A 16,117-nucleotide genomic window follows, 5' to 3' on the forward strand; every position below is an offset into this window, starting at 1 on the left:
ACAGGAAAATAAAAAATAAATTATCCTTATAGGAAATTTAAAAATTGAATTGCCTCCTGCTTTAGCTGGAGATAACTAATAAAAAATCAACAATGGCTTTAGCCAAATAGAATCAATGACAAAACAGATCCTTCTCTTTCTTTTATTTATTTCCTCTACCGCCTTCGCAGATGATGGCTCGCGGCTTTGGCTTAACTATGATTTGATCAAAGATGTGAAGCAACGGGAAAGCTACGCGCCATTCACGAAATTTATAGCGGCAGCTACCGATCATCAGACCATTAAAGTAGCGACAGAAGAACTGCAAATGGGAATTGAAGGGCTGTTGGGTAAAAAAATAACTGTTGTAAAAACGGCAACTTCGACGGGAGGAATTATTTTGAGTGTGAACAAAAATGCTCCTTCAACCGCCAATTTATCCGAGGAAGGCTACGAAATTTATACAGAAAAAGGCAACATTGTTATTTCTTCCAAAACCGAGGCAGGCGTTTTATATGGCGCTTTTGATTTGTTAAGACATATTCAAACGGGCAAAGCACTTGCGAATATTTCCGTTACAAGTAGCCCAAAGATAAAAACCCGAATGCTCAATCATTGGGACAATGCCAACGGTACCGTAGAACGCGGTTATGCAGGTTCTTCTATGTGGAAATGGACGGAATTACCCTACCGCATTGATCCGCGCTACATCATGTATGCCCGCGCCAATGCATCCATCGGAATCAACGCCACTTCCATCAATAACGTCAACGCCAGTTCACGGTTCTTGACGGCGGAATACCTCGAAAAGATCAAAGCCGTGGCCGACGTGCTGCGCCCGTATGGGATCAAAGTATTTATTTCGGTCAATTTCAGATCGCCAAGAACACTGGGCGGACTCAAAACCTCCGACCCGTTGGACCCCGAAGTCCGCAAATGGTGGAACGACAAGACCAAAGAGATTCACCAATACATTCCTGATTTTGGCGGCTATTTGGTCAAAGCCAACTCAGAAGGAGAACCCGGGCCGCAGGATTACGGACGCACTCACGCCGACGGTGCCAATATGTTGGCCGAAGCCATGCGACCTTTCAGCGGTATCGTCATTTGGCGGGCATTTGTGTACAATGCCGATCCCAACGGCGACCGATTCAAAGAAGGTTATGCTCAATTCAAACCGCTTGATGGTACTTTTGATCCAAAAGTAATCGTACAGGTCAAAAACGGCCCCATTGATTTCATGCCGCGTGAGCCTTTCCATCCCATGTTTGGGGCTTTTCCCAAAACTACCTTGGGCATGGAATTTCAGATCACGCAGGAATATTTGGGGCAATCTACGCACCTGACCTATTTGGCGCCGATGTTCAAAGAATGCCTGGATTCAGACACTTACACTAAAGGACAAGGGTCTACTGTGGCTAAAGTCATTGACGGTAGTCTTTACAATGCCGCCAATTCATTAATGGCCGGCGTAGCCAATACGGGTTCAGACGATAATTGGTGCGGGCATCCGTTCAACCAAAGCAATTGGTACGCCTTTGGCCGATTGGCGTGGGATCATTCATTATCATCAGCGCAAATTGCGTCTGAATGGATACAGATGACGCTCACCAAGTCAAAACCGGTGGCGCAAAAAATTTCGGATATAATGCTGAAATCACACCCGATTTATGTGAGTTATACCTATCCGCTGGGCACGGCACACATGATGGGCGAAGGCCACCACTACGGCCCGGAGCCGTGGCTTGCCAAAAGCGCCCGCCCGGATTGGACATCCATGTATTACCACCGAGCCGATTCCATCGGATTAGGCTTTGACCGAACGGGAAAACTGAGCAATGCTTTACAGTTATACAGTCCCGAGGTTCAGAAAAAATGGGGCAACCCTGAGCAATGCCCACTCGACTATTTGCTTTGGTTTCATCACGTGCCTTGGTCTAAAAAATTAAGTACCGGCCGAAGCCTTTGGGATGAATTATGTGTGCGCTATTACGATGGCGTGGTGCAGGTCGGAAACCTGCGAAAAACGTGGGAAAGTATAAAAGCAGACATTGACCCTGAAACCTACGCAAACGTAAACGGGAGACTGAAAATACAGGAAAAAGAAGCGCTTTGGTGGCGGGATGCGTGCGTATTGTACTTTGGCGAATTTGCCAAAATGCCTATTCCGAAGCCTTTGACACCCCCCGAAAGAACATTAAATGAAGTTAAAAAATTAGTGGAAATTTATCATTTGCGATGACAGAGAAAGAAAATTCAACCGGCGAATTAACCTTAGTAAATAACCAATCCGTGTTTTCATTGGAAGGAAAAATTGCGCTCATTACGGGCGGCGGCAGCGGCATCGGATACGACATTGCGCAGTGCATGACCCACGCCGGCGCAACGGTTATCATTACAGGAAGACGTGAATATGCACTTCAGGAAGCCACGGCAGCATTGGGCGAATCAGCGCATTATGTGGTCAATGACGTCACAGAATTGGAGTCGTTGGAAGGGCTTGTGGAAACCATTGAGGCCACCTATGGCAACATAGATATCTTAGTCAACAATGCAGGCATCAACATGAAGAAGCCCGCACTGGAAGTCACCGACGCCGATTTTGACCGGATCATCCACACCAATCTTAATGCCGTTTTTGCCTTGACCCGCACTTGCGCCAAACGTATGATCGACCGTCAAAGCGGTTCTATATTGATGATTTCGTCGATGGCGGCTTATTATGGCATTGACAGGGTGGTGGCCTATGCGGCATCCAAATCAGGGGTGGAAGGTATGGTCAAAGTGCTGGCGTCTGAGTTTTCAAAATTCAACGTTCGGGTCAATGCCATTGCGCCGGGTTTTATTGAAACCAACATGATGAAAACTGCCATGAGCAGCGATCCTGACCGCATGAACAAAGCACTTAACCGTACACCTATGGGGAAATTCGGCAAGCCGCAGGACATTGGCTGGGCAGCCGTTTTTCTGGCCTCAGAGGCGGCCTCTTACATTACAGGCGCTTCCTTGCCCGTCGACGGTGGCAATTCCATTGGTTTCTAAGATTCTAAAAAATAATTATCAAGGTTTTTCAACTAAAAATCGCTTGATAATCAATAAAATAAAGTCTTCCCTAAAAGGGGAAGATTTAGATGGGGTTTAACATTTATGGTACGATAAATGCTTTTTGATAAGGGTATTTTTCGTACAATCAACACAGTTAACTACCTTATACGATGAGATTTTTGCTATTGTTTTTCGGATATTTCGTACTGAACGCTCACCTCTTTGCGCAGGCAACCGCTGCTTTTACCGGCAGAGATTCCATTGATATTTTCCAACAGGGAGCCGCGCCAAGTGTATTGGAAAAGTACAATGCTTTGTGGGAGAATCCTGCTCAAAAAGCTTTTTGGGCAGAATTTCAGCAAAAATTTGCCAACGATTTTGACCCGAAAAAACAATATGAACTCTTGTTTGCCCAAACGGCTGACAGTCGCGAAATTGAGCTGTTCAAGGAGCGTAACAAACAGATGGAATTTTTTAAAAACCATCCTGATTTTTCAAAATTCTCTGACTCGTTCAAGCATTACGTCGAAAATACAGCTCGTTGGAATTATTGGCATTGGCTGCTCAATTATACTGTCACCAGAAGCAATGCCGATACCAAAAATCTCAAACTGTCAGCATTACCCAACGTCATGACCGAGGCGCTTGATCCTAAAAAAATCGCGGATGAAGAGGCGTTTTTAACCCCGGCTTACCGAGATTTTCTGGGAGTATTTGTCACTTATTTCAACTCAAGAGAGCACGCTTTCAATAAATACACCGATTTGGCAGCAGCAATGAACGATAAAGCGGCTTTTGCCCGACGGTATTTTTCCGGCAATATACTGCCATTCTATCTTTGTCATTTGCTGCGCGCCAATTGTATCAATACTCCCAAAGAAGCCGTAGTAAACACGTTCGATCTGTTGAAGGCTCTGCCTCAATCTGAGCGCTATTTAAAATTGGCTTCCGAAAAGTGTAATGAAGTCCTCACCCGCAAAGAAGAGAAAAAGCCGGCCCCCGCACCTGCTAAAGCAGGTAAAAAAGGCGATGAAATTGCCTTCTTAACTATCGAAGGCAAAGAATTCTATTTATCTGATTTTAAGGGTAAAGTCGTTTATCTGGATTTTTGGGCAAGTTGGTGTGGGCCGTGTCGGGCCGAATTTCCGTATTCGAAAGCAATGCACGAGAAGCTGACGGAAAAACAATTGAAAAAGATCGTTTTTCTCTATATCTCCATTGACCAAACCCCGGAAGCATGGAAACAGGCGCTGGAAAAATTACAACTCCCCGGCGAGCACGGCTACGTAAACGGAGCTTGGAATGCACAGATTCTACGCCAATTTTCCATCAACAGCATTCCCCGTTACATGATTTTTGACAAAAACGGAAAGATCGTTTTTGCCGATGCCTCCCGACCCAGTTCTCCTGATACTCTTACCGAATTGTTGAAATTGATCGAATAAACCCTTCTGCTATGAAATCGTATGTATTGCTGTTTCTGTTGTCATTTCGTGCAATGGCTCAAAATCCGGTCGGTATTTTTGAGAATCACGCCGATATTGGCAAGGTATTGCACACAGGAACAGCCACATACGACAAAGCTACGCAAACGTATCAACTCTTAGGCTCAGGAGAGAATATCTGGTTTAAGAAAGATGAACTGCATTTTGTATACCGCAAAACCGTTGGTGACTTTATCGCTACTACCCAAGCCACCCTTTCCGGCAAAGGCACCGATCCACACCGCAAGACGGGTTGGATGTACCGCAGTAGCTTAGATACCAGCGCTGCCATGGTTTCGTTGACCGTCCACGCCGATGGACTCACCGCCTTTCAGTATCGAAAAAAAACGGGCACCAACATTGAGGAAATCAAAGCCCCGATTGTACACCCCGATATTTTACAGTTGGAGCGCCGTGGCCGCAGCTTTTTTGTATCGGTAGCCAAAATCGGCAACCCTTTTTGGACCGTTGAAATCCCCGATTTTGATCTCCCCCAAGCGATGCTGCTTGGACTGTTTGTGTGCGCTCACAACAAAAATCAAATCGAAGAAGCCAAGCTTACCCAAACCCGCATTTTCACGGCAGTCAAATAACTGCTTTGCTTTCAAAATATCCGACACCCTGACGGAACGAATCAAACAATAACCCTTACAAATAGAACCTACTCTTAAACCATGCGCACACTGAAATTAGCCGCCGGATGGTTGCTGTTAAGCCACGCACTTTGCGTAGCACAAATTCGCTTACCCCGTTTGATCAGCGACGGAATGGTACTTCAACGCGATCAACCCATTAAAATTTGGGGATGGGCATCGCCCAAAGAGAAAGTCGAGTTGATTTTCAACAAAAAAACGTTCAAAACCACTACACCTGAAAGCGGAAAATGGGAAATTCAACTTCCCGCCCAGATTGCTGCAACGGGAGCCGAAATGATTTTGAAAGGAAAAAATGAAATCAAACTCAAAAACATAGCTTTCGGCGATGTGTGGCTTTGCTCGGGACAATCGAATATGGTCTTGCCGATGGAGCGCGTCAAAGAAAAATATCCCGACGACATTGCCAATGCTGATTACCCCGACATTCGTAATTTTTTTGTACAAACCCTTACTGAACTCAATGCCCCCAAAGATGATTTTCCGCAAGGCGAATGGAAAGCTGCCAATCCAAAAGATGTGCTTGGTTTTGGGGCAATTACGTTCTTCTTTGCCCGAGATCTTTACGAAAAATACAAAGTACCTATCGGAATCATCAACAGCAGCGTAGGCGGTACGCCCATTGAGGCTTGGATAAGTGAGGAAGGCTTTAAACGTTTACCGGACATTCAGAAAATTATTCAAAAAAATAAAGATACCGTCTACGTCAATTCCTTCAACAGAAGACCCAATTTATCACAATCTCGCCCGCAAGTTCAGGACTTAGGGCAAATTGAGCATTGGGAAAGTGTTGACTATCAACCCAAAGGTTGGCGAAACATCAACATCCCCGGCTTTTGGGAAGACCAAGGATTGAAAGATTTGAATGGTGTGGTGTGGTATCGCCGGGAAATTGAAATTCCACAAAATTGGGTGAATCAATCCGTAAAACTCTACATGGGGCGTATCGTTGATGCCGACGAAATGTACGTGAATGGTAAAAAAATTGGGAATGTCACCTATCAATATCCTCCTCGTCGCTACGAAATTCCCGCTAACTTGCTCAAAGCCGGCAAAAACACCTTTGTGATTCGGGTCACAAATACCGCAGGCAAAGGTGGTTTTGTACCTGATAAACCCTATTTTATGACGACCGGCGGGCAGGAAATTGACCTTAAAGGCACTTGGCAGTATAAAGTCGGAGAAGTATATCAACCGATAAATTTTGCGGGTTTTGGTGGTGGATTGGTTCGTCAAAACCAGCCTAATGCCCTTTATAATGCCATGATCGCGCCAATTCTTCCCCTGAAAATCAAGGGAATTTTGTGGTATCAGGGCGAAACCAATGCAAACAATCCTGAACCGTATGATGCTTTGATGCCTGCGTTGGTCAATGATTGGCGCAAGCTGTGGGGCAACGCTACGCTTCCGTTTTTGGGGGTACAATTGGCTAATTTTCAGGAAGTAAACTACACGCCCACCGAAAGCAACTGGGCGCGACTGCGGGAAGCTCAAAATAAAGCACTTGCCTTGCCAAATACGGCCGTAACCGTTACAATAGACGTGGGTGAATGGAACGATATTCACCCCTTAAACAAACAAGACATTGGCAAACGGTTGGCACTTTCTGCCCGAAATTTGGCCTACGGCGAGACAGACTTAGTGCATTCCGGTCCAACGTTAACATCGCAAAGCATTGAAAACGAAAAAATTACTCTCACTTTCAACAACGTAGCCGAGGGCATTACTTCAAAAGATGCCGAAGCGTTGCGCTGGTTTTCAGTGGCCGACTATGACAAAAAATTTGTTTGGGCAAAAACCCGAATTGTCGGAAAAGACAAAGTAGAAGTGTGGAGCGAATCCATCAAAACGCCCAAATACGTTCGCTACGCCTGGCAAGACAATCCCGAAGGAGTAAACTTCTATAATTCAGCGAATTTACCTGCTTCTCCTTTCCGAACAGATGGCGAAACGTTGGACGAAACCAAACCTTGGAAAGGTAAAAAATGCGCTGTGGCGCTGACCTACGACGACGCCCTCAATGTGCATCTCAATTACGCCATTCCGTTGCTTGATTCGCTCAGTATAAAAGGCACCTTTTATATAGCAGGCTCATTTGAAGGTTTTAAGAACCGAATGAGAGAATGGAAAAGAGCCGCCGACCGCGGGCACGAATTGGGCAATCACACGCTGTTTCACCCTTGCGACGCTTCGCTTCCCGGGCGTAGCTGGGTCAATCCCGAAAATGACCTCAGCAAATATTCTCTCAAACGCATCACTGACGAAATCCGCTTGACCAATACCTTGCTTGAATCGATAGATGGCAAGAAAAACCGAACCTTTGCCTTCACCTGCGGCGACACAAAAGTAGAGGGAGTGGAGTTTATGAACGACCTCAAAAAGGACTTTACGGGCGCCAGAGCCGTACGCGCTGCTATGCACAAACCGAACGAAATAGATTTGTACAGCTTCGATTCGTATATGATCAACGGCGAGACAGGCGAACAACTCATCCAATTAGTAAAAAAAGCCCAAAGCGAAGGCAAATTGCTGATTTTTCTTTTTCACGGAGTAGGCGGTGAGCATTCACTCAATGTGTCGCTCGAAGCTCACCGCCAATTGCTTCGCTATTTGAAAGACAATGAAAAAGACATTTACATTGATACGATGCTTGGCGTGGCCGAGCATATCAAAGCATTGAAAAATCCATAATTCAACTCTCTGAAAATGAAAGCCTTAAAATACCTTCTGCTCTTTAGCTGCATTAGTCTTACTACTTTTGCTCAATTTGGTTTGACGACTGCTCAACGCGACAGTCTTAATAAACTTACTGCCGCCGACCATAACAATATGAAGCAGCAACTGGGCATTAAAACGTTGCGGCCCGGCCCAAGTGGCAATGAATCTGCTCCCAATCACGCCAATTATGACGAATCCGTGGCAAATCCCTGCCCTGCACTACCCGATGTATTAACGTTGAAAAATGGCAATAAAGTAACCACTGCCGATGTATGGTGGTCACAGCGCCGCCCGGAAATTGTTGAAGAATTTGAACGTGAAGTGTACGGAAGACTTCCTAAAAACATCCCAAAAGTAACGTGGAAAGTGGAAGCTGTTGATAATGAATTTGTGGGACGAATTCCCGTGATTGCCAAAAAATTGACAGGCCATGTAGACAACAGTGCGTATCCTTCCATCAAAGTGGACATCAACATGATGCTCGTAATTCCGACTAACGTCAAAGGCCCCGTGCCCGTGCTGATGATGTTTGGCCGTCCGGCTTTTCCTTCACCTGCCCAACCTACTAATGAAGACTTCGAGAAAATAAATGCGGCTTTCAAAGAGATGCTGATCAAAAGCAATCCGGAAATGAAAGCCATTTTTGATAAATACCCCGCTTACAGTCCCGTTGCTCGCGCAACACTCCCCAATTTCTTCGCCCCTCTTCCCACCGGTGAATCTCCGGGCAGTGAGCAGTTGTTAGCCGCAGGTTGGGGTTATTGCACCATCGACCCTTCGAGTATTCAGGCCGATAATGGCGGGGGATTGACGAAAGGAATCATTGGTTTGGTCAATAAAGGGCAATATCGCAAACCCGACGATTGGGGCGCTCTCCGGGCCTGGGCGTGGGGTGCTGCGCGGGGGTTGGATTATTTAGAAACTGACCCTGCCGTTGATGCCAAAAAAGTAGGCATTGAAGGCGTATCCCGTTACGGCAAAGGGGCTTTAGTCACCTTGGCTTTCGAGCCGCGTTTTGCCATAGGATTGATCGGCTCATCAGGAAAAGGCGGTACAACCTTGCACCGCCGCACATTTGGGGAAGCAGTCGAAAGTCTGACGGCAAGCGGCGAATACCATTGGATGGCGGGAAATTATCTGAAATACGGCACCGAAGAATCGGGTTTTGGCAAAAAAACGGGTTGCGATTTGACGGTAGATTCGCATGAATTGATTGCGCTTTGTGCGCCTCGCCTTTGTTATGTCAGCTACGGCATTCCTGAAAAAGGCGATGCCAAGTGGCTCGACCAACAGGGCAGTTATATGGCGACAATTGCGGCGGGTGCCACGTATAAACTTCTGGGAGCAAAAGATCTGGGAGTTTCAAACGATCCCATAAAAGAAAAAATGCCTCCCATGCTTACAAGTATGCACGACGGGCAATTGGCTTGGCGGCAGCACGACGGCGGACACACCGACCAACCTAATTATCAGCATTTTATTCCTTGGGCGAGCAAGATGCTGAAATATGAAAAAGCAGGACAGTAAACTTGGTGCTCATGTGAACTTTTGTTGTTTTACCACTAAGAACACAAAGTTTTAAACACAAAGAGTCACAAAAATTTTCTTAGTGCGCTTTGAGCTATTCTTTAAGTCCTTTGTGGTAAAAAAGTTAGCTCCTAAACTTGTATTAGCCTAAAATAGATTTTAACCTATATCTTCAACATGAAAACCAATCGCCGCAACTTCATCAAAACTACCGGAATGGGTACAGTAGGGCTGGGATTACTGCCCCGGCTTGAATTGTTCGCACATGACAATGTGGCTACCCTCCCTCGTAAAACCCCTGAATCGCAGGGCGTGGACTCGGCAGGGGTTCGTCAGTTTCTCCAAAAAGCCAAAGAATCAGGTTTGGAATGGCATAGTTTTATGTTGGTACGTCACGGAAATGTGGTGGCTGAAGGTTGGTGGAAGCCTTTTGAAGCACCTAACAAACATACCCTGTATTCGCTCTCTAAGAGTTTTACAAGTTCGGCCATTGGCTTTTTGGTCAATGAAGGCAAAATTACCGTCAACGACCAAGTGATTTCGTTCTTTCCGGATCAGACGCCAGCCAACGTGAGCGACAACCTGAAAGCGATGAAGATCAAGCATTTGCTTACGATGAATACGGGGCATCATACCGATTCAATGCCTGACATCCGAGCTAAACCTGATCAAAATTGGGTAAAATCATTCCTCGAAAAACCCGTTGAACACGAGCCAAGTACGTTTTTTATGTATAACACGGGGGCAACCTATATGCTGGGCGCTATCGTGCACAAAGTTACGGGGCAAACGCTGGAAGAATACTTAGAACCTCGGCTTTTTAAACCACTGGGCATCATAGGCTACGACTGGGAGAAATCGCCGCAGGGGCTTAATACCGCAGGTTATGGCCTTAGAATCAGTACCGAAGACATTGCTAAATTTGGGCAACTTTACCTACAAAAAGGCCAATGGCAAGGCAAGCAGCTCTTGCCTGCCGCATGGGTTGAAGAAGCGACCGGCAAACGAACCACCTCGCAATCAGGCGACAACGACTGGTCGCAGGGCTACGGTTATCAGTTTTGGCGTTGCAAACCGGGCTTTTACCGAGGCGACGGCGCTTACGGCCAATTTTGCATGGTCATGCCGGAACAGGACGCTGTTTTGGTGATGACCTGCGAGAGCTTCAATCTGCAAAAGACGATGGATGTGGCCTATCAAACCATTTTACCCGCCTTACAAAAAGAAAAATTAGCCGAAAATTCAGCTGAATTGACTGCCCTCAAATCTGAAATTGCTGCGCTTTCCCTGCCCGTTGCCAAAGGCAAGACGTCTTCTCCGATGATGAGCAAGTATTCTGACAAGGTTTTCAATGTAGAAAAAAATGCGTTTGGCCTCACTCAAATCGGCTTCGGGCTTTTTGAAGATGCGGGCGTATTACGCGTCAACTACGGCAATGGGATGGAAAAGATCGGGTTTGGATGGGAAAAATGGAGAGTGAATCCCAACAAACGCAAAAATCCCTTTTCTGCCAATCCGATCGTGATTCCTTCCCGAATAGCAAGCACGGCTACCTGGCTCGATGACAATACGTTACAAATCAATTTTAAGTTTGTAGACCAAGTACACGGCGATAAACTCACCGTTAAATTTGAGGGCAATACTATGACAGCATCCTTGCTCAGCAGCGTTTCGGAAAATAACAAAAACAGTCCGGAGAAAAGAGAGGCAATAAAAGGAGTAATGGTCTAATGTTGAGTCATTTGTGTTTTTAAGAATCGTATACAACCTCCTGAACCTTTATCAACGATGAAAAACAGTATTTTCCTGCTAATTATTGCTCTGAGTTTCAGGGCGATGGCTCAGCCCAATATCGAAAACGCCTCTATCAGTACCATCAAGATCAAAAACCATATTCATCTGCTTCAATGGGAAGGAGCGGGTAACATGATGCTGCTTTCGGGAAAAGACGGTAATATTTTGGTGGATGATCAATTTGCCCCTTTGTCTGAAAAAATCAATGCGGCGGTCCAAGCCGTCAGCAAAGGGCCGATCAGGTTTTTGTTCAATACGCACTACCACGGCGACCATTCGGGAGGCAACGAAAACTTTGCCAAAATGGGGGCTGTCATCTTTGCCCACGAAAATGTCCGCGCACGAATGGCGCTGGATTCTACCAAAATACGGTTCAGGCAAAAACCTAAACCTACGCCTGAAGCCGCCTGGCCCGTAATTACCTATAAAGAAGGAATGACGCTGCATCTTAACGGCGAGGACGTGATCATTTTTCACGTTGACAATGCTCACACCGACGGCGATGTATTGTTTTATTTGCTGCAAAGCAACGTTTTACATACGGGCGACTGCTTCATGAAAGGCCGATTTCCCTTTATTGACAACAATTCGGGCGGTTCGGTAGATGGTTGGCTCAATGCTGCTTCACGGGCGTTGACCCTCATTGACGAAGAAACCGTCATTATTCCCGGCCACGGCGATCTGGCTAATAAGAAAGATTACCGGGCTGCACGCGATGCCGTAATGACCCTTCGCGATGCGGTCAGGAAAGAAGTAAAAGCTAATACTTCACTGGACGGCATACTTGCCAAGAATCTTGCAAAAGATTATGATACGACCTTTGGCAGCGGGTTTATCAAAGGCGATGCCCTCATTCGGACCATTTATATTGAGCAGGTTAACAAAAAATAACGATCCGGAACGATAAATAAATGAAACCATGATAAAACTGCTTTTGCCACTATTTCTTGTCGGCTCTCTTGTTTTTTCACAAACAACTGAGCCAATAGTCTCTAAAGTTTACAAATGGTCAGATCTGGAAGTAGTCAAAAGAACTAAAGGCGAAGCCCGCCCTATTTTGGAAGGCACAACACCTCATTTCAAATTATTCAAAGTACACGCTACCACTGTCAACCCCAAAAGCAGGATGCGCGATACTGAATATACGCAGGAAAATGAAGAACTGCTTATCATAAAAGAAGGAGTGCTAACCGTGACCGTAGAAGGTAAAACCAAAGAGTTGAAGCCCGGCGGCATTGCCCTTATCATGTCGGGCGATAAGCGCAGCGTGGTCAATACTACCGATAAACCCGTTACGTATTATGTTTTTCAGCTCAATTCCGTCGCCCCGCTTGATGTTGAAAGGGGCAAAGCCGCGGGCGGATCATTGCTGCTCAATTGGGATGAAACCGAGTTCAAAGGCCACGACAAAGGCGGAAGAAGAAACTTTTTCGACCGCCCAACGAGCATGAGCAAGCGTTTTGAAATGCACGTAACAACCCTCACCGGCAATTGGATGAGCCATCCCGCGCACCGCCACCCTGCCGCCGAGATCTTGCTGTTAGTCAACAGTCAGGAAGGGGAAGCTGACAGTCAAGCCAAGGAAACCATTGATGGAGTATGGCATGATTCAAAAGTCGGGGACATCATTTTCCTCAACTCAAACGTTCCTCACGGCCTTCAAAACACGAGCAAAGGCTCCTGCACTTATTTTGCTTTTCAGTTTGAATGAGTGTCAGACTTTGACATTTTTTTGACACAGAGTGACACGGAGGTTGGCACGGAGTTTCACAGCATAACTAGCTGCTCACCTTTGTGGAACTCTGTGTTTAACTCAGTGAGGCTCTGTGTCAAAAAATCATTGAACTAACTTACTATCTTGGTCAACCTTTCCGTGGTCTGTGTCTCTCTTTCCGTGGTCTGTGTCTCCACAGACCTTTTTTACATAGACAAAGGGTCTGTGGAGACACAGACCGCGGAAAGCAAAAAAAAGAATTGAACTGATTCTATTGTATTGACCAACTTTACTTTTCAACGATTTATTGCTTATGGAAAATCGCATCAATCGTCGCACGTTTATCAGAAACAGTTCGCTGGCTACAGTTGCCTTGTCGAGTGGAAGTATGAATTTGTCGTTGAAGCAAAAAAACAAATTACCCAAATGGAAAGGGTTCAACGTTCTTGATTTCTTTTCACCCGACCCTGCTAAAAGTCGCCCTCAAACGCCCGAAATGTATTTTAAATGGATGGAAGATTGGGGCTTTGATTTTGTCCGAATTCCGATGGCGTATCCTGCGTATCTGAAATTTGACCGTTCAAGAAACATCCGCATTGACGAAATCAGAAACATTGACACCCAAATGACCGACCGAATCGAAAACTTGGTCTATTGGGCGCAAAAATACAATCATCACGTTTCGCTCAATCTCCATCGCGCACCGGGCTATTGCATCAATGCCGGTTTTGAGGAGCCTTACAACCTTTGGACCAACGAGCAGGCACTGAGTGATTTCTGCTATCATTGGGAATTCTGGGCCAAAAGATTTAAGGATACTTCTTCAAAAAAAATCAGCTTTGACCTCCTCAATGAACCAAGTTGGCGCGACGACATGAACGATCAATTGGGTAAAAAAACCAAATTGGAACCCGAAATGTACCGCAAGCTGATTTTAGCGGCCTACAATACCATCAAAGGCGTAAACAAAAAACACATGATCATCGCCGATGGCAATAACGTCGGCAATGATGTGATCACGGGTATTTCAGACTTAGAAGTAGGCCAAAGTTGCCGAGGTTATACGCCTTCCATCATCTCGCATTACAAAGCCACTTGGGTATACAAAGACCCTGAAAGTTTGCCGGTGCCCGTATGGCCCGGTCAGGTCGGGGATCAATACTTGAGCCGAAAAATGTTGGAGGATAGATTTAAGCCGTGGATAGACCTGAAAAACAGCGGAACGGGCGTTCACTGCGGCGAGTGCGGTTGTTTTAACAAAACACCTCACGCTGTATTTTTGGCTTGGTTCAGCGATTTGCTCGGCATTTTGAGTGAAAACGGGATCGGCTTTGCGTTATGGGAATTCGACGGCTCTTTTGGCTTACTCAATTCCGGACGCAACGACGTGGATTACGAAAATTTCCAAGGCCAAAAATTGGATAGAAAACTGCTGGCGCTTTTGCAGAAAGTGTAAGTTCTTGCGCTTTAAAAAACACTTCTCGCCAAATTTTCTCTTTACTTTATTCTGTGTGAAATATATTTTACCAATAAAAACACGCAATGCAAATTTTGTATTGTCAAAGCATTTGCTTAGAGGAAAATGCACACAAATCAATAGATAAAATGCTAATAATCAACATATTATAAAGCAAGACCCTCAACACTTGCACTTCAAAATATAAGCTTTTACTTTGCAGGAAAAACGCATAAAACATGCGTTAATCAGCAAAATTTACGGCAACTTTTCTTTCAATCGGATCCAAAGGTTCAGGTAAAACACCGGCCACGACGTAAAAGGGTCTTATAGCGCATATCTTTGGCGCACCGACCGCCCCCCGATTACCCCCTCTCTTCCGGCTCGCTATTCAAATACATTATACCTGTCGGATAAGAAAAGAGACATACCTTTCTTTAAACACAAACTATTCCATTTTGAAAGGAATCATCGTAAAACTCCCGCCGGAGTCCTGCTTTCTTGGGATATAACTTTAAGACCCGTAAACTCTTTTTTGTATTTCAAAACTCAGAGTTGGTGGCTTAAAAACCTCCATTTACCAAAAAAATGAAGCTTCTTACTCGATTATACAGCTAATAAAATCATGCCAAACTTTTATTGCCCTATAATATGGCGCTATTTTTTGCACATGGAAAAATATTTAATTTATATACCAATAAGTTAAAACGTATTTTATAATTCAGCATAAACAGCTTAATAAAAAAAAACACATCACTATTGATATATTAATATTTTATAGAAATATTATTTAATTTATTAGCACTATTATTAACTATATTTGTTGGAACAAAATCACATCATCATTATGAAAAAACACTCCTATTTACCGGAGTAGTCATCCTTTCTCTGCTTTTCTCCAACCTCAGCTTCAGTCAGGCACCGAACCTGGGAACAACCTCCAACTTTGCAGCATTTACCACTACGGGGGCATTTTCAAACCTGGACGCCGGCGTCGTAACCGGCAATGTTGGAACAAACGTGGGAGCGTATAGTGCATCCCCCCGGGACGTTGAACGGACAAAGCGACGTAGCGAATTCCACCTCGTCACAGGCCGCCGCCAATGTAGTTGTGGCTTATGATGCTTTAGACGCAAATATATATAAAAGTACCGGGCTCGGAACTCCCTTTGGCAATGGGGCAGAACTTAATGCCGGCGTTTATTGTGTGGGATCAGCCGCAACCTTTAACCTTTAATGTTACACTCACTCTAAACGGGCAGGGTAATGCCGGGGCGTTGACCAATAATGTACACAATTATACGGATGGCAAAGTTGTAGTTAACATCCTCCGGCCGGATTTTGAGCGCTTGGTGGATTCTGCCTTTGAACAGATCAGAATGTATTCAAAAACAGATGTAGCTGTTAATTGTAAGAATGTTGAGGGCGCTTGGTGATATAGCACAAACAGTGACCGATAACAAGTTTCGGGTCGTGCCGGCTGATTAGGTAGATAAGATACTGGCCGGTTGTGCAAAACAACCGGAAGAAAACGAATTAGTCGAAATGAAAAGCGATTGATTTTTTTAAATGAAATAGCCGTTAAACCATAATACCAACAACGGCGTAATTCCCCAACACGTTCTAAAGGTTGCTTCTCAAACAAAACATTCGCTTTTAGTATAAAATAAATATGTAATCACAGCGGCAAACCGCCTATCTCAGTTCAAGTAATTATCGAATCTTTTACGATACCAAAACGATTGTT

At 45.1% G+C, this 16,117-nt stretch carries 11 protein-coding genes; all 11 read left to right on the forward strand.

Annotated features, from left to right (window positions below; genetic code table 11):
- Positions 1 to 115 precede the first annotated feature (115 nt).
- The 11 genes from ACQY73_RS14285 (at position 116) to ACQY73_RS14335 (ending at position 15,806) form a co-directional block, all read left to right on the forward strand.
- Complete coding sequence (locus ACQY73_RS14285; protein WP_428667181.1) at positions 116 to 2,221, forward strand: alpha-glucuronidase family glycosyl hydrolase; 2,106 nt, start codon at positions 116 to 118, stop codon at positions 2,219 to 2,221.
- On the forward strand, positions 2,218 to 3,021 hold the full coding sequence (locus ACQY73_RS14290) for an SDR family NAD(P)-dependent oxidoreductase (protein ID WP_428667183.1): 804 nt from the start codon (positions 2,218 to 2,220) through the stop codon (positions 3,019 to 3,021). The genes ACQY73_RS14285 and ACQY73_RS14290 overlap by 4 nt, the downstream gene beginning before the upstream one ends.
- Before the next feature lie 173 nt (positions 3,022 to 3,194).
- Positions 3,195 to 4,469 (forward strand): TlpA family protein disulfide reductase, encoded by a 1,275-nt coding sequence (locus tag ACQY73_RS14295; protein WP_428667185.1) that lies wholly within the window; start codon positions 3,195 to 3,197, stop codon positions 4,467 to 4,469.
- 11 nt (positions 4,470 to 4,480) lie between these two features.
- The gene (locus tag ACQY73_RS14300) at positions 4,481 to 5,101 is read left to right on the forward strand and encodes a hypothetical protein (protein WP_428667187.1); all 621 of its coding nucleotides are present in this window, start codon (positions 4,481 to 4,483) and stop codon (positions 5,099 to 5,101) included.
- Positions 5,102 to 5,182: 81 nt separating this feature from the next.
- Positions 5,183 to 7,852: a sialate O-acetylesterase gene (locus ACQY73_RS14305; protein ID WP_428667189.1), complete on the forward strand. Its 2,670-nt coding sequence runs from the start codon at positions 5,183 to 5,185 to the stop codon at positions 7,850 to 7,852.
- A 15-nt stretch (positions 7,853 to 7,867) separates the two neighbouring features.
- Positions 7,868 to 9,406, forward strand: coding sequence for an acetylxylan esterase (locus ACQY73_RS14310; protein WP_428667191.1), 1,539 nt, complete (start codon positions 7,868 to 7,870; stop codon positions 9,404 to 9,406).
- A 177-nt stretch (positions 9,407 to 9,583) separates the two neighbouring features.
- Positions 9,584 to 11,137 carry a serine hydrolase domain-containing protein gene (locus ACQY73_RS14315; RefSeq protein WP_428667193.1) on the forward strand — a complete coding sequence of 518 codons (1,554 nt, stop codon included), beginning with the start codon at positions 9,584 to 9,586 and terminating at the stop codon, positions 11,135 to 11,137.
- Between the two features lie 57 nt (positions 11,138 to 11,194).
- Positions 11,195 to 12,091, forward strand: coding sequence for an MBL fold metallo-hydrolase (locus ACQY73_RS14320; protein WP_428667195.1), 897 nt, complete (start codon positions 11,195 to 11,197; stop codon positions 12,089 to 12,091).
- A gap of 28 nt (positions 12,092 to 12,119) precedes the next feature.
- Entirely contained in the window at positions 12,120 to 12,911 is a 792-nt protein-coding gene (locus tag ACQY73_RS14325) for a cupin domain-containing protein (RefSeq protein WP_428667197.1), read from the forward strand.
- A 316-nt stretch (positions 12,912 to 13,227) separates the two neighbouring features.
- Complete coding sequence (locus ACQY73_RS14330) at positions 13,228 to 14,370, forward strand: glycoside hydrolase family 5 protein (RefSeq protein WP_428667199.1); 1,143 nt, start codon at positions 13,228 to 13,230, stop codon at positions 14,368 to 14,370.
- Positions 14,371 to 15,545: 1,175 nt separating this feature from the next.
- Positions 15,546 to 15,806 (forward strand): hypothetical protein, encoded by a 261-nt coding sequence (locus ACQY73_RS14335; protein ID WP_428667201.1) that lies wholly within the window; start codon positions 15,546 to 15,548, stop codon positions 15,804 to 15,806.
- Positions 15,807 to 16,117: the final 311 nt, after the last annotated feature.

Source organism: Runella sp. (assembly GCF_965279615.1).
Lineage (GTDB): Bacteria > Bacteroidota > Bacteroidia > Cytophagales > Spirosomataceae > Runella.